At 66.4% G+C, this 20,060-nt stretch carries 19 protein-coding genes; 11 read left to right on the forward strand and 8 right to left on the reverse strand.

What is annotated here, in order from left to right; genetic code table 11:
* Positions 1 to 204: 204 nt before the first annotated feature.
* From ABZX86_RS00290 to pgm, 3 genes are all read right to left on the reverse strand, one after another.
* On the reverse strand, positions 205 to 945 hold the full coding sequence (locus ABZX86_RS00290; RefSeq protein WP_355118514.1) for a thioredoxin domain-containing protein: 741 nt from the start codon (positions 943 to 945) through the stop codon (positions 205 to 207).
* A gap of 83 nt (positions 946 to 1,028) precedes the next feature.
* The gene (locus tag ABZX86_RS00295) at positions 1,029 to 2,225 is read right to left on the reverse strand and encodes an MFS transporter (protein ID WP_355118516.1); all 1,197 of its coding nucleotides are present in this window, start codon (positions 2,223 to 2,225) and stop codon (positions 1,029 to 1,031) included.
* On the reverse strand, positions 2,218 to 3,858 hold the full coding sequence (gene pgm, locus ABZX86_RS00300; RefSeq protein ID WP_327141605.1) for a phosphoglucomutase (alpha-D-glucose-1,6-bisphosphate-dependent): 1,641 nt from the start codon (positions 3,856 to 3,858) through the stop codon (positions 2,218 to 2,220). Before pgm ends, ABZX86_RS00295 begins: the two co-directional genes overlap by 8 nt.
* Positions 3,859 to 4,465: 607 nt before the next feature.
* On the opposite strand from pgm, the gene ABZX86_RS00305 reads away from it, so the two are divergent.
* Positions 4,466 to 5,659 carry a lipase family protein gene (locus tag ABZX86_RS00305; protein WP_355119766.1) on the forward strand — a complete coding sequence of 398 codons (1,194 nt, stop codon included), beginning with the start codon at positions 4,466 to 4,468 and terminating at the stop codon, positions 5,657 to 5,659.
* 147 nt (positions 5,660 to 5,806) lie between these two features.
* Here ABZX86_RS00305 and ABZX86_RS00310 read toward each other — a convergent pair whose 3' ends face one another.
* Entirely contained in the window at positions 5,807 to 7,309 is a 1,503-nt protein-coding gene (locus ABZX86_RS00310; RefSeq protein WP_355118519.1) for an MFS transporter, read from the reverse strand.
* Positions 7,310 to 7,427: 118 nt separating this feature from the next.
* Here ABZX86_RS00310 and ABZX86_RS00315 point away from each other — a divergent pair, with 118 nt between their 5' ends.
* The 7 genes from ABZX86_RS00315 to ABZX86_RS00345 all read left to right on the forward strand — a co-directional run bounded on the left by ABZX86_RS00315 (position 7,428) and on the right by ABZX86_RS00345 (position 13,880).
* Positions 7,428 to 8,102: a helix-turn-helix domain-containing protein gene (locus ABZX86_RS00315; RefSeq protein ID WP_355118520.1), complete on the forward strand. Its 675-nt coding sequence runs from the start codon at positions 7,428 to 7,430 to the stop codon at positions 8,100 to 8,102.
* A gap of 34 nt (positions 8,103 to 8,136) precedes the next feature.
* The gene (locus ABZX86_RS00320) at positions 8,137 to 9,435 is read left to right on the forward strand and encodes a D-arabinono-1,4-lactone oxidase (RefSeq protein ID WP_355118522.1); all 1,299 of its coding nucleotides are present in this window, start codon (positions 8,137 to 8,139) and stop codon (positions 9,433 to 9,435) included.
* Between the two features lie 103 nt (positions 9,436 to 9,538).
* Positions 9,539 to 9,730, forward strand: coding sequence for a hypothetical protein (locus tag ABZX86_RS00325; protein ID WP_355118524.1), 192 nt, complete (start codon positions 9,539 to 9,541; stop codon positions 9,728 to 9,730).
* 9 nt (positions 9,731 to 9,739) lie between these two features.
* Entirely contained in the window at positions 9,740 to 10,039 is a 300-nt protein-coding gene (locus ABZX86_RS00330; protein WP_355118526.1) for a hypothetical protein, read from the forward strand.
* Between the two features lie 144 nt (positions 10,040 to 10,183).
* Complete coding sequence (locus ABZX86_RS00335; protein WP_355118528.1) at positions 10,184 to 11,698, forward strand: BCCT family transporter; 1,515 nt, start codon at positions 10,184 to 10,186, stop codon at positions 11,696 to 11,698.
* Between the two features lie 125 nt (positions 11,699 to 11,823).
* Entirely contained in the window at positions 11,824 to 12,237 is a 414-nt protein-coding gene (gene mscL, locus ABZX86_RS00340; RefSeq protein WP_355118530.1) for a large conductance mechanosensitive channel protein MscL, read from the forward strand.
* A gap of 92 nt (positions 12,238 to 12,329) precedes the next feature.
* The gene (locus ABZX86_RS00345; RefSeq protein ID WP_355118532.1) at positions 12,330 to 13,880 is read left to right on the forward strand and encodes an MFS transporter; all 1,551 of its coding nucleotides are present in this window, start codon (positions 12,330 to 12,332) and stop codon (positions 13,878 to 13,880) included.
* Between the two features lie 35 nt (positions 13,881 to 13,915).
* Here the strand turns inward: ABZX86_RS00345 and ABZX86_RS00350 are convergent, their stop codons facing one another.
* Both ABZX86_RS00350 and ABZX86_RS00355 read right to left on the reverse strand, forming a co-directional pair.
* Positions 13,916 to 14,593 carry a CDGSH iron-sulfur domain-containing protein gene (locus ABZX86_RS00350; protein WP_355118534.1) on the reverse strand — a complete coding sequence of 226 codons (678 nt, stop codon included), beginning with the start codon at positions 14,591 to 14,593 and terminating at the stop codon, positions 13,916 to 13,918.
* A 4-nt stretch (positions 14,594 to 14,597) separates the two neighbouring features.
* On the reverse strand, positions 14,598 to 15,902 hold the full coding sequence (locus ABZX86_RS00355) for a DUF3533 domain-containing protein (RefSeq protein ID WP_355118536.1): 1,305 nt from the start codon (positions 15,900 to 15,902) through the stop codon (positions 14,598 to 14,600).
* Positions 15,903 to 15,981: 79 nt separating this feature from the next.
* On the opposite strand from ABZX86_RS00355, the gene ABZX86_RS00360 reads away from it, so the two are divergent.
* From ABZX86_RS00360 to ABZX86_RS00370, 3 genes are all read left to right on the forward strand, one after another.
* Positions 15,982 to 16,587 carry a TetR/AcrR family transcriptional regulator gene (locus ABZX86_RS00360; protein ID WP_355118538.1) on the forward strand — a complete coding sequence of 202 codons (606 nt, stop codon included), beginning with the start codon at positions 15,982 to 15,984 and terminating at the stop codon, positions 16,585 to 16,587.
* Positions 16,588 to 16,695: 108 nt separating this feature from the next.
* Complete coding sequence (locus ABZX86_RS00365; RefSeq protein ID WP_327141617.1) at positions 16,696 to 17,325, forward strand: TetR/AcrR family transcriptional regulator; 630 nt, start codon at positions 16,696 to 16,698, stop codon at positions 17,323 to 17,325.
* A 40-nt stretch (positions 17,326 to 17,365) separates the two neighbouring features.
* Positions 17,366 to 18,019 carry a DUF4132 domain-containing protein gene (locus ABZX86_RS00370; protein WP_355118541.1) on the forward strand — a complete coding sequence of 218 codons (654 nt, stop codon included), beginning with the start codon at positions 17,366 to 17,368 and terminating at the stop codon, positions 18,017 to 18,019.
* Here the strand turns inward: ABZX86_RS00370 and ABZX86_RS00375 are convergent.
* Complete coding sequence (locus ABZX86_RS00375; protein ID WP_355118543.1) at positions 17,995 to 19,452, reverse strand: FAD-binding protein; 1,458 nt, start codon at positions 19,450 to 19,452, stop codon at positions 17,995 to 17,997. The genes ABZX86_RS00370 and ABZX86_RS00375 overlap by 25 nt on opposite strands.
* Positions 19,449 to 19,940, reverse strand: coding sequence for a VOC family protein (locus tag ABZX86_RS00380; protein WP_355118545.1), 492 nt, complete (start codon positions 19,938 to 19,940; stop codon positions 19,449 to 19,451). Before ABZX86_RS00380 ends, ABZX86_RS00375 begins: the two co-directional genes overlap by 4 nt.
* Positions 19,941 to 20,060 lie beyond the last annotated feature (120 nt).

Consider the following 20,060-nt stretch of genomic DNA (forward strand, 5'->3'; position numbering starts at 1 on the left):
GATGCTCTCCGGCGGGCCGGTGACTACACCGGCCGGCTGCGCGGCGCAGTCATCGATGGATGATCGGTGTGGTCGGCGCCCGTATTGACCGAACAGCCCGTGTCTGAGTCGCACACCCCTCGTTGGGGCTGCGTGGTTTAGACACGGGCTGTGGCATTGGTCCGGACTGGCAGGTGGCCGGATCAGGTGGGGCGTTGGTTCGAATTACTTGGTGGCGTTGATGACCCAGTCGGATTTGTTGACGTCGATCTTCTTGTCGTTGACGAAGACCGAGGGGGTGGCTACGCGGTCGCCGGAGGCGGAGGTCAGGGCCTTCATGGCGGCTTCGGCGTGGTTGCGGGCGGAGTCGAGGCGGTCGGCGGTGGTGATGCATTTCAGGGTGTCGTCGGTGGCGCCTGCGTCTTTGGCGATGGTGGCGAGGTCCTGATTGCTGTGGTCGGGGCCGCCCTCCTCGGGCTGCTTGGTGGTGAACAGGAGGGTGTGGAATTTGGAGTAGACGGGGCCGTCGCCGGCCTGGGCCACGCATTCGTTGGCGGCTACCGCGCGGGTGGAGTAGTCCTTGCTGCGCGAGCGCGAGTCCAGGAAGTTGACGAGGCGGTAGCGCACCGCAAGCTTGCCCTCGTCGACCTGCTTGGCGATCTCCTGGCCGTAGGTCTTCTCCAGCTGCCCGCAGGCGGGGCACAGCGGATCCTCGTAGACGTCAATGGTTTTGGTGGTCTGGGATTGGCCCAGCACGATCGCGCCATCGGAGTCCATGGCCACCGTCACGCCGGGATTGTGCACCGGGCCGTATCCGTCGTCGCGTACCGCAACGCTGCCGCTGTCGTTCCACTGATACAGCGCGAAGATGACCAGGGCGACCACCGCCAGCGCCACGCCGGCTAGGGCGTACGTGGTCTTGCTCGATACCGGCCGCGGGGTGTGTTTCGAAGACGGTGCGCTCACGCGCAACACTCTGCCGCACCGCCCCCGAACGAGCCCACCCACCCCCGCAACTCATACCGGGTGCGGGCGGACTGTGGCATTCGCTACGCCGGGGCCGGTTCCTTGCGGCGCAACGTTTCCGGCACCACCATCCAGGCGGCCGAGGCGGTGGCGAGAATAACGCCGGTCACCCCGAGCGCCACCCCGTAGGAAACCTGGTCGGCGAGCGTACCGATCAGATACGGCCCGAGGAAGGTGCCCAGATCCGCGGACATCTGATACCCCGCGAGCACCGGCCCACCGCGCACACCCGGGCCGACGATATCGGCCACCGCCGCCTGCAGGGCCGGGGAGAACATGCCGGAACCGATCCCCGCGATACAGGACGCGACCAGCAACCACGGGAACGTCGGGGCGAGACCCAGTCCCGCGGTACCGATCGCACAGATCAGCGTGCCCGCGATCAGGAAGGGCCTGCGGCCCAGCCGATCCGACCAGCGCCCGGACAGGAACAGCACCGACGCATTGCCCGCCGCGAAAACGGTCAGGGCGATGCCCGCCAGCCCCGCATCCTCCTTCAGCACCTCCACCACGATGAGCGGCACCAAGGCCATTCGCACGCCGAACACCGCCGCGCCATTACCGAAGTTGGACCACAGTGCCGCCCGATACTGCGACTTGGCCAGCCCCTCCCGGAAGGTCATGACCGCCGTACCGCTCGCGGCCTCCGGCACCGCCAGATGCGAATTCCGCAGCGCGGCATACACGATGAAACTCGCCACCAGCAGCGCGCAGCAATAGATGATGAACGGCGCCCGCAACCCCAGGAAAGACAGCGCGCCACCCACCAGCGGCCCACTGATCGAACCGATCAGAAAGCTGGTCGAATACACCCCCGACACCCGCCCGCGCTCCAGCGGCGGCGAGATGCGGATCACCAGCGCCAGCGAGGACACCGTGAACATGGTGGACCCGATACCGCCGAGCGACCGCAATATCAGCAGCTGCCAATAGGTCTGGGCGAAGGCGCACGCACCGGTGGAGATGGCGACGATGATCAGACCGGTCAAATACACCGGCCGCTCGCCCAGCCGCTGCACCAGCCGCCCGCCCAGCGGCGCGAACAGCAACCGCATCAGGGCGAAGGCGCTGACGATGAAGGAGGCCGCCGCGACCCCGACCCCGAAGCTCCGGGCGAACTGCGGCAGCGCGGGAGCGACGAGCCCGAATCCGATGGCAATGGTGAAGGCGGCCCCCACCAGTACCCAGATCTCTACCGGCAGAGGCTTGGATCTACTCACCGGATAGTGCCTGTCCCACCATCTCTTCCGCGGCCGCCTGCACCTGCGCGAGATGCTCCGGCCCTTGAAATGATTCCGCGTAGATCTTGTACTTGTCCTCGGTGCCGGAGGGCCGGGCCGCGAACCAGGCGTTCTCGGTGGTGACCTTCACCCCGCCCAGCGCCGCGCCATTGCCGCGCGCACGGGTCTGGATTCCGGTGATGGGCTCCCCGGCGATCTCGGTCGCAGTGATCATGTCCGGCGTCAACGCCGCCAGCCGCGCCTTCTGTTCCACGGTGGCGGTGGCGTCGACCCGGTTGTAAGCCGGACTGCCGTAGCGCTTCTCGAGTTCGGAGTAGCGGGTGGACGGACTCTGCCCGGTGACGGCGGTGATCTCCGCGGCCAGCAGCGAGAGCAGAATGCCGTCCTTGTCGGTAGTCCACACGGTGCCGTCCTGGCGCAGGAACGAGGCGCCCGCGCTCTCCTCACCGCCGAATGCCAGGCTGCCGCTGAACAATCCGGGCACGAACCATTTGAACCCGACCGGCACCTCGTAGACATCGCGCCCCAGCACGCTGACCACGCGATCGATCATGGACGAGGTCACCACCGTCTTGCCGATCTTGGTCAGCGCATCCCAGCCCATCCGATTGGCGATCAGGTACTCGATCGCCACGGCCAGATAGTGGTTCGGATTCATCAGGCCCGCATCGGGAGTCACGATCCCGTGCCGGTCGGCATCGGCATCATTGGCCGTGGAAATGTCGTAATCGTCGCGAATCGCGACCAGTGAGGCCATGGCGTACCGCGAAGACGGATCCATCCGAATCCGGCCGTCGGCATCGAGCGTCATGAAGCGCCAGGTCGGATCGACGAACGGATTGACCACCTCGAGTTCGAGGTCGTACCGCTGCCCGATCTCCTCCCAGTAGTCGACACTCGCCCCGCCCATGGGATCGGCGCCCAGCCGAATCCCCGCGCCGCGAATGGCATCCAGGTTCAGCACATTCGGCAGGTCGCCGATATAGCGATCGAGATAGTCGTAGCGTTCGACCTTGGTGACCAGCGCATGCGCCAGACTGGTGCGCCGCACCTCGGCGAGCCCACCGCGCAGCAGCTCGTTGGCGCGCGCGGCAATGGCATCGGTGGCGACCGTATCGGCCGGTCCGCCGTGCGGCGGATTGTATTTGAAGCCGCCGTCACGCGGCGGATTGTGCGAGGGTGTGACCACGATGCCATCGGCCTGATGCCGCGTGCCGCCGCGATTGTGGCGCAGCACGGCATGGCTCAAAGCCGGTGTGGGCGTGTACCTGTCACGCGCGTCGATCATGGCGGTGACGTCATTGGCGGCGAGCACCTCGAGCGCGGTGGTCCAGGCGGGCTCGGACAGCGCGTGCGTATCGCGGGCCAGATACACCGGACCGGTAATGCCGCGGGTGGCGCGATACTCCACGATGGCCTGCGTAATGGCGAGGATATGCGACTCGTTGAACGCGCAGTCGAGGCTGGAACCGCGGTGCCCGGAAGTCCCGAAGGACACCAGCTGCGAGGGATCCTCCGGATCCGGAATCCGGCTGTAGTACGCCGTCACCAGATGTGCAATGTCCTCAAGGTCTGCGGCGCGCGCCGGTCGCCCGGCTCGATCGTGCGCCATGCTCGCGGCTCCCTTCCGTATCGCCTGTGCCCGGCTGGTCATCAGCATCACGACCACACCTGCTGCCCCGGAGAGGCGTAGGTGTACTGCCGCGCAGAGGCGTGGGTGTACTGCCTCGGCGAAGCGATCACGACGTTCGCCACCGCATAGCTGTCAACGCCCTCCTGTACCCGTCGAACCGTTGTGCAGCCGAAGGTACTGAACGGAGTCAGCATCCGGGTGCCCAGTGGGAAGACACTATCGAATCGACTGCCCACCGCGCGATCCGACGGTTGCCGGCGTACTTCCGTCTCATTCATCGCCTGCCCCCAATCGTCGAATCGTCGCCGTTCCCCCGAAGTTGCCGGGCGCGAGGACGCCTGCTTCACGGTGTGCCCATTTCCGGCCCGATCCAAGCAGTGTACGAACTTCCGCGGCCGACGTGGAGAGGGTCGCGAGCCTGCCCCGCTCGACACTGCCGGCGCTGGGACCCACCAGCCTCCTCTTCAGTTTGCCAAATCGTTGCCAATCGGCGTGTTGCTGAGGCCGAACAGCACCCGGGAACTGCGAGGATAGTGCCGCTTGACCGGTGTTGTCCCATCGGCCTCAGAGGAGAGCCAAGTTGGCGGTGCGGCAGTTGATCAGAAGCATGCTGGTCCGGAGCTGCGGCATTGCCGCAGCAGCGATCGCCGTGATGGCGACCGCTCCGGCGGCTCACGCGGGTGCGGTGTACCCGATCGCGGAACCCGATGGGTTCTACTATGCCCCAGGTAATCTCGGGGACAGCGCCCCCGGGGACGTGTTGCGCTCCCGCTTGATGCCGGCCAATCCCTGGCCCGGTGCGACGGTGTGGCAGTTGCTCTTCCACTCCACGAACTCATCCGGCGGGCCCATTGCCGCCGTCACCACCCTCATCGTGCCCGGCCCCGGCCCGCACCCCCTGGTCTCGTACCAGCCGTTCGTGAATTCGCTGGGCATGCAGTGCGCTCCGTCGCATGCGCTGTTCGACGGCGGACTCAAGGAATCGGGTGCGCTCGAATTGCTGCTGGCGCGTGGCTGGGCGGTTGCCGTCCCCGACCACCTGGGCCCGACCAGTGCCTACGGCGCGGCCCGGCTGGGTGGCCAGATCACCCTCGACGGCATTCGCGCCGCCGAACGCTTCGCCCCTGCGGGACTGGGCAATTCACCGGTCGGCATGGTCGGCTACTCCGGCGGCGCCATGGCCACCGGATTCGCCGCAGCACTGGCGCCCACCTATGCGCCCGAACTGCCCATCGTCGGTTTCGCGGACGGTGGCGTACCGGTGAATCCAGGCAAGATCGCCATCGACGTCGGCGATGTCCCGCATCCGCTGTTCGGGCTCGGCTTCGCGGTCGCGGTCGGCATGGAGCGCGAGTATCCCGACGCGCTTCCGCTCGACAATGCTTTGACCCCGGCGGGTTTCGCGATGCGGGACCGGATCGCCAATTCCTGTGTGGACGACATCATCTCGGCCGGGGCCGGGCACACCATCGGTGAGATGTTCCACCGCGGCATCGAGAACGATCCGACCCTCATCGGCGCCTTCCACGACAATGCCCTCGAGATCTACCCGGGCGTCCCCCGTGTCCCCATGTACGAATGGCACGGCGGCAATGATCAGGTGCCGCTGGATCTCGCGCTCAATACGGCGGGACGCTATTGCGCGGCAGGCACTCCGGTGCAGTTCGACATCATTCCGGGCGCCGATCACGGCACGGCGATCTTCCCCGGCGCGGTCAAGGCCGTCAGCTATCTGTCGGATCGGTTCGCGGGTGTGCCGCCACCGTCCAACTGCCACTGACGATTCGGCACCGGCTCAGCTGTAAACACCGCAGCCCCACTCATTTCGATGAGTGGGGCTGCGGTGGTCCTTGGCCCGGAATGCACCGCACCCCACCCGCGCGAGCGGATGGGGTGCAGGTTTTCCAGGCAAATCTCAGAGCAAATCTCAGTGCGCCAGAACGGGTTCACCCTCGGAGGGGACCGGAACCTTGTTCGGCATGATGAGTCCGGTGACGACCGCACCCACCACGAAGATCGCGGCAGCCCACCAGAACGCGGTGGTGTAGCTCTGCACCGCGGCCTCGGCCAGCGCCGCCGGTGACGCGCCATGGTCGGACACATAGTTTCCGAGGGCCGTGGCGGCCAGGGTGCTCAGCAGCGCGGTACCGATGGAACCGCCGACCTGCTGGCTGGTGTTGACCATGGCCGAGGCCACACCGGCGTCTTCGTGCTCCACCCCGGAGGTGGCGCCGATGAAGGCGGTCGACATCGCGGTACCGAGGCCGACACCCATCAGGATGAGGCTGGGCAGGATATGGCTGGCGTACGCGGTGTCCACGCCGATCCGGGTCAGCAGCGCCATACCCAGTGCGGCGAGCAGGAATCCGGTCACCACGGTCACCCGCGGACCGACCCTCGGCACCAGCAGCGACGGCACGGTCGTGGAGGACACCACCATGCCCGCGACCATCGGCAGGAAGGCCACGCCGGTCATGATCGGCGAGAAGCCCAGCGACTGCTGCATGTAGTAGGTCAGGAACAGGAACATCGCGAACATGCCGATGCCGATGGAGAACACGGTCAGGTAGGACGCGGCCCGGGTGCGATCGAGGATCACGCGCAGCGGCAGCAGCGGATGCGCGACCCGCGTTTCCAGCCAGACGAAGACCGCCAGCAGCACCACGCCGCCGATGAGGAAGGACAGCGTCGTCGAGTTGGCCCAGCCGTCGGTCTCGGCCTTGGAGAAGCCGTACACGATGGCGAACAGGGCGGCGCTCACCGAGAGCGTGCCGGGCAGATCGAGCTTGGGCCGCTGGGTGGCGGTGTGCTTGGCGAGCAGCATGACCGCACCGACCAGCGCGACGGCGGCGAAGACCAGGTTCACGTACATGACCCAGCGCCACGAGGCCCATTCGGTCAGCGCGCCGCCGAGCAGCAGTCCGAGAGCGCCGCCGGCGCCCGCGATGGCGCCGAAGATGCCGAACGCCTTGGCGCGTTCCTTGGGTTCGGTGAAGGTCACGGTCAGCAGTGACAGTGCGGCGGGGGCAAGCAGTGCGCCGAAGACGCCCTGCGCCACACGAGCGCCGACCAGCACCTCGAAGCTACCGGCGGCACCGCCGATGGCCGAAGCGCCCGCGAAGCCGATCAGACCCACGATGAAGGTGGTCCGGCGGCCGAAAAGATCGGAGAGCCGTCCGCCGAGCAGCAGCAGGCTGCCGAAGGCGAGGGCATAGCCGGTGACGACCCATTGCCGGTCACCGTTGGAGAAGTGCAGGTCGGCCTGTGCGGCCGGCAGTGCGATGTTCACGACGGTCGCGTCGAGCACCACCATCAGCTGCGCCACGCCGAGTACGGCGAGCACCCACCAGCGCAGGGCATGCGAGCCACGGCGACCGTCTCCGGTCGTCGGCGCGGCCACTGCCTTCTCTTTCTCGAGAGCTGTCGTCATGGTCGTTTTCCTTGTCCCCTAGGATTAGCGGAGAGGCCGTCTCCGTTTACCGGTTAAAGCTATCATCTAAACGGAGATATACCCTCCGGATAATCCCGGCCCCTGTTAGGATTACGGTGTGAATCACGTCACCACCGCGCCCCCACCGCGCCGTTTGCGCGCGGACGCCGCGCGCAATCAGCAACGCATCATCGCGGCAGCACGCGAGCTCTTCGCCGATCGCGGGCTCGAGGTCACCCTGGACGATGTGGCCGAAAGAGCGGGTGTCGGCGTCGGTACCGTCTACCGCCGGTTCGCGAACAAGCAGGAACTCATCCTGGAAGTGTTCGACGCCATGGTCACCGAGCTGGCCGCCGCGGTCGAGCTCGCCCTGCACCACCCCGACCCATGGCAGGGCCTGGTGGAACTGTTCGAATACTCCTGCCGTCATATGGCCCTGAACCGCGGCTTCGGCGAGGTCGTGCTGGAAATGCACGACAGCATGGACCGTTTCGTCTGCATGAAGGAGCGCGTGCAGCCCGGTATGCAGGCCGTCATCCGCCGCGCCAAGGAGGCGGGCGCACTGCATCCGAGCGTCGAGGCGGGCGATTTCTTCGCCATGGTGAACATGGTCGACGGAGTGGCCGGCTTCGCCCGCCCGGTCAATACCGATGTCTGGCAGCGCTATATGACCATCGTCCTCAACGGCGTCCGCGGCGACGGCGTCCCCCGCCTGCCTCTCACCCAGCGCGCACTGACCGACAGCGAAGTCGAACGCGCCAAAGAAGCGATGTGCACCAGCCGGAAACGGTAGCGCTTCTCACACCTCTCGGTTTAAAGTTGGTCGCATGACCAACTCTTGGGCGAACTGGGCCGGGGATCAGGGCTGTTCTCCGGCGGCCATCGCCGACCCGGGCACGCCCGAGGAAGTCGCCGCGGCGCTGGCACGCGCCGAGGCAGCCGGGCATACCGTGCGTGTCGCCGGATCGGGGCATTCCTTCACCGATACCGTGCTGACCGACGGGACGCTCATGCGCCTGAACAAGCTCGACAAGATTCTGTCGGTGGATCGGGCTGCCGGGCTGGTTCGTGTCGAGGCCGGCGCCACGCTGAACGCGGTCAGCAATGCGCTGCATCCGATGGGGCTGGCATTCCCCAATCTCGGTGATATCGATGTGCAGTCCGTCGCGGGCGCGACGGCCACCGGCACGCACGGCACCGGGGCGAAGCTGCAGAACCTCTCCGCCGCACTGCAATCGGTGGAGCTCATGCTCGCGGACGGCAGCCGGGTCGAGCTCAACGAGCAGACCGATCCGGACGGCTGGCGCGCGGCGCGGGTGAATGTGGGCGCGCTCGGCGTGGTCACCGCCGTCACCCTGCAGATGGTGCCGTCCTTCGTGCTCGAAGGGGTGGAGAGACCGCTGCCCGTCGAGGAGGTCCTCGAGGACCTCGACACCTATGTCGACGGCAATGAGCACTTCGAGTTCTACATGTTCGCGCACAGTCCCCTGGCAATGACCAAGCGCAACAATCGGGTCCAGCTGCCGGAGCAGCCGCGCGGCAAGGCCGTGGACTGGTTCTCCGACATCCTGCTCTCCAACTACACCTTCGACGCGCTGTGCAAGCTCACCCGGCGCAATTCGAGCCTCATCCCCTATGTGCAACGCGCCGCGGCCTTCGCGGGCAGTTACCGCCGTCAGGTGGAGCGTTCCTACCGAGTCTTCGCCACCACCAGGCTCTTCCGCTTCACCGAGATGGAGTACGCCATCCCGCGCGAGCACTCCGTGGACGCGATTCGCGAGATCAAGGATCTCGCCAAGCATTTCGACACCGTCATGCCGATCGAGGTGCGGTGGGTCGCGCCCGATGACGCCTTCCTGTCCCCCGCCGGTGGCCGCGAGACCTGCTATATCGCGGTGCATCAGTACCAGGGCATGGACTACGAACCGTATTTCCGCGCCTGCGAGCGCGTTTTCGATCGATACAACGGCCGCCCGCACTGGGGTAAGCGGCACTTCCAGACCGCCGAGACGCTGAGCCGGCGCTATCCGGAGTGGGAGAAGTTCGCCGATGTCCGCAAGCGCTTCGACCCGCAGGGCCGATTCACGAATGCCTACATCGAGCGCGTGCTGGGCCCCATCGGCTGAGTTATGATCGGTTGCTGAAAGATCGCTGCGCCTGGCGATTCTGCTCGTCGAACTGTCCTGGATGTACGCCCGACCCGGGTGTGACCACACGTAGGAGGTTTCGATGTCTGATTTCAACGACAAGATCAACGATGCGACCGATCAAGCCAAGGACGCCGCGAAAGATGCTGCGGACAAGGCCGAGAGCATGGGCGATCAGATGAAGGACCGCCTCGAGCACGCGGGCGAGGACGTCAAGGAGAAGGTCGGCGGCTTCGTCGACAAGATGAAGGAAAAGCTCGGCGGCTCGAAGTAGCGGGCCGCCATGCCGACACCTGACGAACTCGGCGATTCCGCGGAGGGTCTGGCCGATAAGGCCGGGGTCGCCGCCGGGCAACTCGCCGAACGGGCCAGCGGCGCGGCCGCCGAGCTCGCGGACCGGGCCAGCTCCGCGGCGGCCGACCTCGCCGATATGGCGAAGGCGTTCGCCGACAAGCTCAATACCGAGGATATGCAGGGCACCCTCGAACAGGTGCGCGCCAACCTCGAGCATGCGGCTCAGGACGTCATGGCGGCGGTCAACGAGATCGTGACCGCCATGAAGGACAAGGTCAGCGGCAAGTAATCGAGACAACCCCGATCCCGGGCTGCGGCCGGGATCGGGGTTGTTCCGTATCGGAGTCCGATCTCCCGCACTCGACAGAGGACACTCCACGTGAGCGCACCGAGCACATCATCCGGCTCGACTCCCGTCCATTCACGAGCAGCGGTGGCGCCCAGGGTGTTCTGGCCGTCGGCCATCGTGGTCACGGCATTCACGGTGTATGCCATCGTCTTTCGCGATACCGCCGCCCGGCAGGCGAAAGCGCTGCAGGACAATGTTATCGGCGGCTTCGGCTGGTACTACATCGTCATCGTCTCACTGTTCGTGGTCTTCGCGATCTGGCTGGGCGTGGGCCGCTTCGGTGACATCCCGCTCGGCCCGGACGGCGAGCGGGCCGAATACTCGATCGGCGCTTGGCTTTCCATGCTCTTCGCCGCGGGAATGGGCATCGGCCTGGTGTTCTGGGGCGTGGCCGAACCGCTGTTCCACTACGACGATCCACGGCCCGGTGTGGGGTCCTCGCCCGCGCAGCGCGCCGACTCCGCCATGGTGCAGACCTTCCTGCACTGGGGAATTCACCCGTGGGCGATCTATGTGGTGGTCGGCCTGGCGCTCGCGTATTCGATGCATCGCAAGGGGCATCCGGTATCCATCCGCTGGTCGCTGGAGTCGTTGCTGGGCGACCGGATTCGCGGCTGGTCCGGCGATGTCATCGACATCGTGGCGGTCATCGGCACCGTCTTCGGCGTGGCGACCTCACTGGGGCTGGGCATTCTGCAGATCTCGGCTGGCCTGAATTACCAAGGGTGGCTACATGAGCCGGGTAAGGGCCTGCAGGTGGTGCTGATCATCGTGGTGACCGCGCTGGCGACCATTTCGGTGGTGACGGGTGTGGACAAGGGCATCAAGTTGCTGTCCCAGGCGAATATGAGCGTGGCCGGATTGCTGCTGCTGTACGTGCTGGTGGCCGGGCCGACGCTGTTCATCGTCAATGACCTGGTGCAGAATTTCGGCTCCTATATCCAGTCGCTGCCCAAGATCAGCCTCTACACCGGCGCGACCGAGGGTCCGAGCGGTACAGCCTGGACCCAGCAGTGGACGGTTTTCTACTGGGGCTGGTGGATCTCCTGGGCGCCGTTTGTCGGCGTGTTCATCGCGCGCATCTCGCGCGGCCGCACCGTGCGCGAATTCGTGGCCGGGGTATTGCTGGTGCCGACGCTGCTGACCTTCGTCTGGTTCGCGGTCTTCGGCGGCGCGGGCCTGCATCGGGAAATGTTCGGCGGCGGCGGACTTGTCGGGCCGGACGGGCCGGACCGCGACAGTGCGCTGTTCGCCATGCTGAATACGCTGCCGGGCGGCAGCATCACCGCGGGCCTGGCCATTCTGGTGATCGTGCTGTTCTTCGTCACCTCGGCCGATTCCGGCGCGCTGGTGGTGAACATGCTGTCCTCGGGCGGCAATCCGAACCCGCCGGTCTGGAGCCGGGTGTTCTGGACCTTGGCGCAAGGAGCGGTAGCTATTGCGTTGCTACTTGCCAGTGGCACGGGCATTGCGGCACTCACGACGCTGCAGACCGTGGCAATCCTCATCGCGCTGCCGTTCAGCGTGGTTATGTTGGCCATGTGCTGGGCGCTGGTCCGCACCTTCCGGGCCGAGCAGAGTCCGGCACACCTGGACTGATCACAAACTGACCAGAATGTGACGGTGACCAATCGGGGCGTGCCATGTACCAACGGCGGTAACGGCACCCCCTAGACTTCGGCGCAGAAGATTACGGATTCGTCACGGATTGGATTTCCTGCGTCATGCTCAAGGGCTTCAAGAACTTTCTGATGAGGGGCAATGTCATCGACCTGGCGGTCGCGGTGGTCATGGGTACCGCCTTCACCGCCATCGTCACCTCGGTGACAAAAGGGCTGGTAGAGCCACTATTGGCCACAGCTGGGGGTAATAGCGAATTCGGCCTGGGCTTCCAGATCCTGGCGAACAAGCCCTCGACCTTCGTGGCGCTCGGCCCGATCATCAGCGCCGGCATCAATTTCGTGACGGTCGCGGCGGTGCTCTACTTCGTGCTGATCCTGCCGATGACGCATCTCAAGTCACGGCTCGTCAAGCCGACCGTCAAGGCCGATCCCACCGAGCTGGAGCTGCTTGCCGAGATCCGCGATCTGCTCGCTACGCAGCGGGCCGCGAAAACCGAAGAGCTCGACAACCGATAACAGCGATTTCCGCCGCCTCCCGGGATCGGCGATAGGGTGCTAGCCAGAGCGTTGCTGGCACGTCGTGAGTACCTATTCGAGGAGGCGGGAACGTGGGTCGCATCCCACCCCGGCAGTTGGCGCAGCACCTACCCGACAGCGGCCGTGCCCCGCTACCCGGCCGCTGGGCGATGCTCGCGGTGCTGTGCGCGAGCCTGCTGCTGGTCGCCATGGACGCCACGATCCTGAATGTGGCGCTGCCGTCGCTGATCGACCATATGGATCCCAGCCCCATGCAGCAGCTGTGGATCGTCGATCTCTACGGCCTGGTGCTGGGCGGTCTGCTCATCACCTGCGGTGCGATCGGTGACCGATTCGGCCGCAAGCGCCTGTTCATCGCCGGCTTCCTGCTGTTCGGCCTGGCCTCGGTGGTCGCCGCCACCTCGCATACGCCCATGCAGCTGATCGCCGGGCGCGCCCTGCTCGGCGTCGGCGGCGCCATGGTGATGCCGTCCACGCTCTCGATCATCCGCACTATCTTCACCGACGATCACGAGCGCACCCAGGCCATCGGCATCTGGGCCTCGGTGGCGGGCGCGGGCGCGGCCATCGGGCCACTGGTCGGCGGGCATCTGGTGCAGTCCTTCGGCTGGTCCGCGGCCTTCTGGCTGAATGTGCCGGTGGTGGTGTTCACCGTGGTGGCCGGACTGTGGCTGCTGCCGGAATACCGTGCGCCACAACACGGCAGGCTGGATTGGTTCAGCGCGTTGCTGTCGGTGCTCGGCATCGTCGCACTCGCCTGGGGCATCAAGCATGTGGCCAAGGGCAATCCGGCGCCGGTCGATCTCGTGATCCTGGCCGCCGCGCTCCTGCTGCTGGGGCTGTTCACCTACCGCCAGCTGAAGTCTCCCGATCCGCTGCTGGATGTGCGGCTGTTCCGCAATCGCGCCTTCACCGCGGCGGCGCTGGCGACACTGCTGGCCATGCTCGCCATCGGCGCGGCGCTGTTCCTGATCTCGTTGTGGCTGCAGTACATTCACGGCTTCACGCCGTCGGAGGCGGGGCTGCGCACCCTGCCCGCGGCGGTCGCCATGCTGCTCGGATCGCTGTCGACGCCGTGGCTGCTGCAGCGGATCGGTGTGCGCGCCCTGATGGGCTTCGCACTGGGTGCGGTCGCCGTGGGTTTCGCGGTGCTGGCGGCCGTGCCGGACACCACCTATCCGGTGGTGGCCCTGGTGCTGTTCACGCTCGGTCTCGGTGACGGGCTCGCAATCACCACTGCCGCAGCGGTTCTGGTGTCCGCGGTGCCGCCGGAGCGGGCCGGAATGGCGGGCGCGGTGGAGGAGACCAACTACGAATTGGGCATCGGCCTGGGTGTGGCGCTGCTGGGCAGTATCCACGGCCGCCTGTTCGTCTCGCATATGACGGATCTGCCGCTGCGGGGCGAGCAGCTCGACACCGCCCGCGGTTCGGTCGGCGGTGCGGCCTATGTAGCGGATCAGGTCGGCGGACCGGCCGGAGCGCACATTCTCGAAATCGCCCAGCACGCCTACGATTCCGCCCTCACCACCACCTCGTGGATCTCCGCCGCCATGGTGGGCGCGGTGGCGGTGCTGACGGTGGTGCTGGTGCCGCGCGGTTTCACGGCCACGTCCGCGCACTGAGCGGTGCGGGCCGAAAGTCGTTCGGCCCCAATCGGTCAGCCCGGAGCGTCGGTGAAGCCGATGGCGGCGTGACTGCCGTCGCAGAACGGCTTGTTGCGCGATGCGCCGCAGCGGCACAGCGTCACCCGGTTGCGCACCTCGTAGTCGGCCCCGTCTGCCGCGGTGACCTGAATGCCGCCGCGCACCCACAGCGGTCCACTGACACCCTGGGCCGGATCCTCGACCAGTGCAATGGATTTCGGAAGTTCCGGCTCCAATGCGGTGCGCTCGGCCAGATTCGAGGCGACCAGGCGACCGGACGGACAGTCCTGCGATTGCTGCGTGGTGGCGGCTGCGGCCTGTGCGCCCGGCTGTTCCACCAGATTCCAGACCTGGCCGTCGGCATCGCAGAAGCGGGCGAACGCGCACAGTTGCTGCGCGTCGGTCAGGGTGACCTCGGGGCCGTCCTGTTCGGTGGCCTGCGCGAGATACGTTGCGCGCGTGGCGACTTCGGTACCGTCGAATCCGATCTTGGCGTGCGTGCCGTCGCAGAACGGTTTCTTGTTCGAATGGCCGCATCGGCACAGGCTGTAATTGTCGCCCGGTGTTTCGACGGGCGCACCCGCCAGCCACTCCCGCGAGGTGCCCGCATCATCGGTGCCGATGGTCTGCGTCGCGAGCGGGACCGCGCCGGTGACGCGATACGGGCCGTTCTCGGTAACCCTGATCTGCACAGGACTACTCCACCAGCACGTCTTCCTCGGGCTTGTGCGACACGCCGAGTCGCGACAGGCCGCGCAGATCGTAACTGTGGGTGGCGATCGCACCGAGCAGCAGACCGGCGGTGAGTCCGAACAGCGTCATCCACAGACCGGTGCTCAAACCGGCTTCGAGATGTCCGTCGAAGTAGAGCAGCGAGCGCACGGCCAGGTAGATCTGGTGCATGGGTTCGAAATTCGCGAGGAACGCGATATAGCGCGGGGTCGCCTCGATGGGGATGGTGCCCGAGGAGGACGGCAGGCCCAGCACCACGAACACGATCATATTGATCAGCAGGCCGGCGGTGCCGAAGGCGGCCAGCACCGACAGGCCCGTCACGCAGACCGCGATGATGGCGAGGGTGCCGTAGAGGAACAGCGGCAGTACATGTTCGATCGGCATATCGAGCAGCGTCGCGATGCCGAGGAACACGCCCGAGGAAATCGGCGCGATCACCACCGCCATGGCCCACTTCACCAGCAGGGTGCGCCAGCGCGAGATGGCCACCGGCGGAATGTGCCGGTACCAGGGGCCGTATTCGGCGGGCACGTAGCCGAGCACATTGTCGACCATGGAGTGAATGATCATGGCCCCGCTGAATCCGATGAACAGCAGGATGAGGGTGTAGAAGAAGGCCGACAGACCCTGGCCGGTGCCCTCGGGCAGCGGGTGGAAGGCGCTGACGCTGACGTCGATCGGCTTGGCCAGCTGCAATCGGGCCGCGCCGCTGAGTTCGGTGGGCGCCACGCCCGGGGCGGGCTGCAGTTTCGCCTTGACCTGGGCGGTGAGCTGCGCGCCGACGGTGTCGTTGACCTGGGCCATGGCCTGATCGGTAATGCGCTGCACGATCGACGCGGAGTAGGTGCTCGCGCGCGGATTGGTGTGCACGGTGATGACGGGCCGCTCGATATCACCGGGCACCACCGAGGCCGTGGCCAGAATGGTGAGCCGTTTGGTGAAGTCGCTCGGGATGACGATTTCGCCGTAGAGGCGGCCGTCGGACAGCAGTCGCTGGGATTCGCTGATGCCGATCACTCGCAGGTCGATCTTGTCGGCCGGAATCTTCGAGGTCAGCGCGTCGGTGATCTGGTTGCCGATATTCATCGGCTTGCCGTCCAGGACGTCGCCATTGTCCTGATTCACCAGCGCGATGGAGAAATCGTGCAGGTTTTTCTCGGGATCGGAGGTGTATCCCAGGTACATCGTCCCCATCAGCGCAGCCAGCAGGGTGACCACCAGGACCGGTCCGATCCAGCCGCGCAGCGGCACACTGTTTTTCGTCATAACACTCGCAAATGTAGGCACTGACAACAAAGTAGTCAATGCCAACATCTCGGAGTGTGTCCGATATCCTGCACTGACCATGTCTCGTCATGACACCGCCGTCGCCCAGCGCTCGTATCACCACGGCGACCTCCGAGCCGAACTGCTGCGCCGCGCCGAAACACTGCTGCGCCGCGGCGGGATCGACGGGCTCTCGCTGCGGCAGCTCGCCCGCGATACCGGTGTTTCGCATGCCGCCCCGAGCCGGCACTTCCGCGATAAGCAGGCACTGCTGGACGCACTCGCGGTCGCAGGTTTCGAACGGCTCGGCGCCTCCTTCGAAATCATCGCGGCCTCCGGAACCCTGCTGGAGCGGGTCACCGCCGTGGCGCGCGCCTATATGCGCTTCGCCATCGACAATCCGGAATTGCTGGCGGTCATGTTCGCGCGCAAGAGCCGCCAGACCCCGGCCATCGAGGCCGCGGTGGGCAAGGCGCTCGCCACGCCGTTCGCCATGATCACCGACGGCCAGGAGTTCGGCGAGGTGGTTGCCGGTGATCCGCGGCGAATCTGCCTGTCCGCCATGGCGGCCCTGCAGGGGCTGGCGACCTTCGTCGGCTCGGGCTTCGTGACCGCCGAGGATGCGGACGGGCTGTTCGAAGAAACCGTGACCCACATGTTGGACGGTTTGCGTCCCCGTCGCTGAATTCCCGGCACTCCCCCGTTACCTTTGGTGCGGACCATAAGTAGAGCGCGATACACCGAAGGCAGGCAGTGAAACCCGAGGGCAGCCAGTGACCATCGAGGGCAGGCAGTGACGATCGAGGGCAGGCAGTACGGCGGCCGTGCCGTCACCGAGCGGAAAGCCGAACGCCGGCAGCGTTTTCTCGACGCCGCCATCCAGATCTTCGGCGACCGCGGCTACGCCAACTGCTCACTGGCCGATGTGTGCGCCGCCGCCGGCCTGTCCAAGCGCCAGTTCTACGAGGAGTTCGCCACCCGCGAAGACGTCCTCGTCGCCGCCTACGACCAAATCCAGGACGCAGCGGCCGCCGCCCTCGCCGCCGCCCTGAGCACCCTCGGCCCCGACCCGGACCCCCGCGAGACGGTCACCCTGGTCCTGTCCGCCTTCCTCGAATCGGTAGGCGCCGACCCCTACCGCGCCAAGGTCGCCTTCGTCGAAGTAGTAGGCGTCAGCCAAGCCATGGAAGAACACCGCCGCGCCCGCCGCCACGTCTGGATCGCCACCATCCGCGCCGCCCTGGAACCCCTCGCCGGCCCCGGCGCCCGCATCCGCGGCAACTCCGACATGGCAGGCAGCGCCCTGATCGGCGCCGTCAACGGCCTCGCCCACGAATGGCTCCTGTCGGACCCCCGCCCCCCGGTCAGCGAACTCGTCGACATGCTTGTCCCCATTGCGGTTTCGCTCATAGTCAGCGACTGACACCCGCTGCAGGCAGACGGAAGGCGGTGGGGCGACCGGTATGACAACCGAACAGACGCGGCGGCTGGAGTCCGCCATGGTCGATGGTCGGCGGTGGCGGGCCGATGCCTTTCGTGCGCTCGTGGTCGACCATCCGGTGTTGGGACCGGTTGCGCGGCAGCTGGTCTGGGCGATGTTCGACGCCGAGGAGGCAGCGATCGGATCGTTCCGGATCACGAAGGACCTCGGCCTGGTCGACGTCGACGGCGCTTCTCAGGAGCTACCCGCCGATGCGTTGATCGGCGTAGCCCATCCGCTGCACCTGGAAGGCAAGCTCGAGCAGTGGCGCGGACTCTTCGCCCGCGACGAATTGCGCCAGCCGTTCGACCAGTTGAATCGCGGCGTGTATCGGTTCACACCCGAGGAAGCGGTCGCCGATGAGCTGATTCGCTTCGTGGATCGGCGGGTGCCGACGAAGCGGATTTACGTTGTGCAGCAGCAAGGTTGGGAGTTGTCGCATACTGCCCTGTTTCGGCGGTTCACTCCGAGGCGCGAGGTGATGGTCACGCTGACGCCGGGGATTCAGGGTGGTTATCGGTATGAGGTCGAGGAGCAGCGGATTGTGGCGGTGCAGCTCCGAGGCGGGGAGTTCGGGGTGTTGGATGCCGTGACCGCCTCGGAGCTGCTGCGTCAGTTGGAGCGGCTGGCCGCGTGAAGTCCGGTGCGGCGGCCGAAGAAGGATCCGGAGCCGAGTTGGGTGCCGCTGGCGTAGCCCTTGCCGTCCTGGGCCAGGGTTGAGCCGTTTGCGCCCGCGGCATACAGGCCGGAGACCGGTGAACCGTTGTCGCGCAGGACCTCTCCGTTCACGGAGGTCCACAATCCGCCGAGGGTGAACCCGGCGTACAGCGCCTTGCCCAGGGTCAGGTCGAAGGCGCCCCAGGGACCGTTGTCCTGCGGCTGCAGCCATTCGGCGCCCTTGTGGAAGTCCGGATCCTCACCCTTGGCGGCATGTGTGTTGTACCGGTCGAGCGTGGATTGCAGTGCCTCATAAGGGATTCCGAGCCCGGCGGCCATCTCCTCGACGGACTCCCAGCCGTCGATGAACGGGGCGAGGGGGAAATTCGGCCGCTCCATATGCTCCGAGTCGACAATGAGATACGCTGCCGCGCCGGGCTGTTCGAGCGCGAACGCCGAGGTGCGGGAGTGGTAGGAGTCCTCGGAGACGAACCGCTTCCCCTCACGATTAACCACAATGCCGGTGAGCAGCTTGGACGGCGGATACACCGGCGCGGTCACGAACGCCTGATCCATATTCCGTGTCGCGGCCCCGGCCGAGATGCCGAGCCGGATGCCGAGTCCGTCGTCATAGGTGGTGCCCAGGACGAACGGCTTCTCGGCGAGCTGCGGCACATGCTCGGCGACCATCTCCGCATTCATGACGAACCCACCGGCGGCGAGCACCACCGATGTCGCCCGCACCGCACCGGTTTCGCCCGGCCGCCGCCACTTCACGCCGATGATGGCGCCGTCGGCATCGGCGATCAGATTGGTCACGCCGGTCTCGTACTGCACCTCGACGCGGAGCTGGGCGGCCCGCTTGACCAGCAGTTCGATCACCAGCGCCGCGCCCTGGGTATCACCGGGCACCGGCACCTTGTGCCCGCGCGGGGCCGGTACGGCCTGCTCGCGATACGGCCAGACCTTCTCGTTGCCGGTGTACATCAGCCCCTGTGTTCCGGACTGGATCACCGCCTTCTCCGGGTAGTAGCTGCGCTCGAATTCGAAGCCGAGCCCCTCCAGCCATTCGAAATGCGCGGTGCTGCCATCGCAGTAGGCACGAATCTTCTCCGGTTCGGGTTCGCGAGCCACCGCCATCAGGTACTTGTACATCTCGTCGGCCGAATCGGCGTGCCCGGTCGCCTGCTGTACCGCGGTGCCGCCGCCGAGGTAGAAATGCCCGCCGGCCAGCGCCGTGGTGCCGCCGGCGACCGCCGCGCGCTCCAGCACCAGCACCCGCGCACCCTGTGCCGCGGCCTCCACCGCCGCGCAGCCGCCCGCGATGCCGAAGCCCGCCACCAGCACGTCGACTTCGGCGGTCCACTCGGTAATCGACTCCGCCGCAATGATTTCCGGTATCTGTGTGCTCACTGCGCTTCCCTCTTGATCTGTTCGAAGAACGTCCGCATATTGGTACCGACCTCCGCGAGTTCGAGGAACGGCACCCCGGCGTCACCGCCGTCCAGATAGGCGAACCGCATCTGCCCACCCATAGTGCCCTGCTGCACCACGGGGATGCCCTGTGCGGCCGCTTCCCGCAGCGCGGCATCGAAATCGTCCGGTTCGGTGCAGATGTGGTGCAGCCCCGGCCCGCTCTGCTCCAGGAATTCGGTGTAGATCGAGGCGCCGCGCACCGGCTGGATCAGCTCCAGCTGGGTGTCTCCGCTGTAGGACAGCGAGATGTGCGCCGTGAAATCCGCGGGTTCCCCACGGTAGGTACAGGTTTCGGGCCCGAAGTGGATATCCGGCATTCGGGTCCAGCGCTGCGCCCCGAGCGCCGCGCCCAGGAACTTCTCGGTCTGCCCCACATCGGCGACCACCCAGGCGATCTGGGTGACGGGCCCCTTCGCCACGCTCATCACTGCTCCGTTCGACGTTCCGGTGACCGCCGCCCGTTACGAGCGGCGCTCCACCTACCCCCGGCAGTTAATCACAGCCGCTTAAATTTGCAGCCGCCTCACTCATATTCGCAGCACCCC

It is taken from the genome of Nocardia sp. NPDC006630, from assembly GCF_040611495.1.
Lineage (GTDB): Bacteria > Actinomycetota > Actinomycetes > Mycobacteriales > Mycobacteriaceae > Nocardia.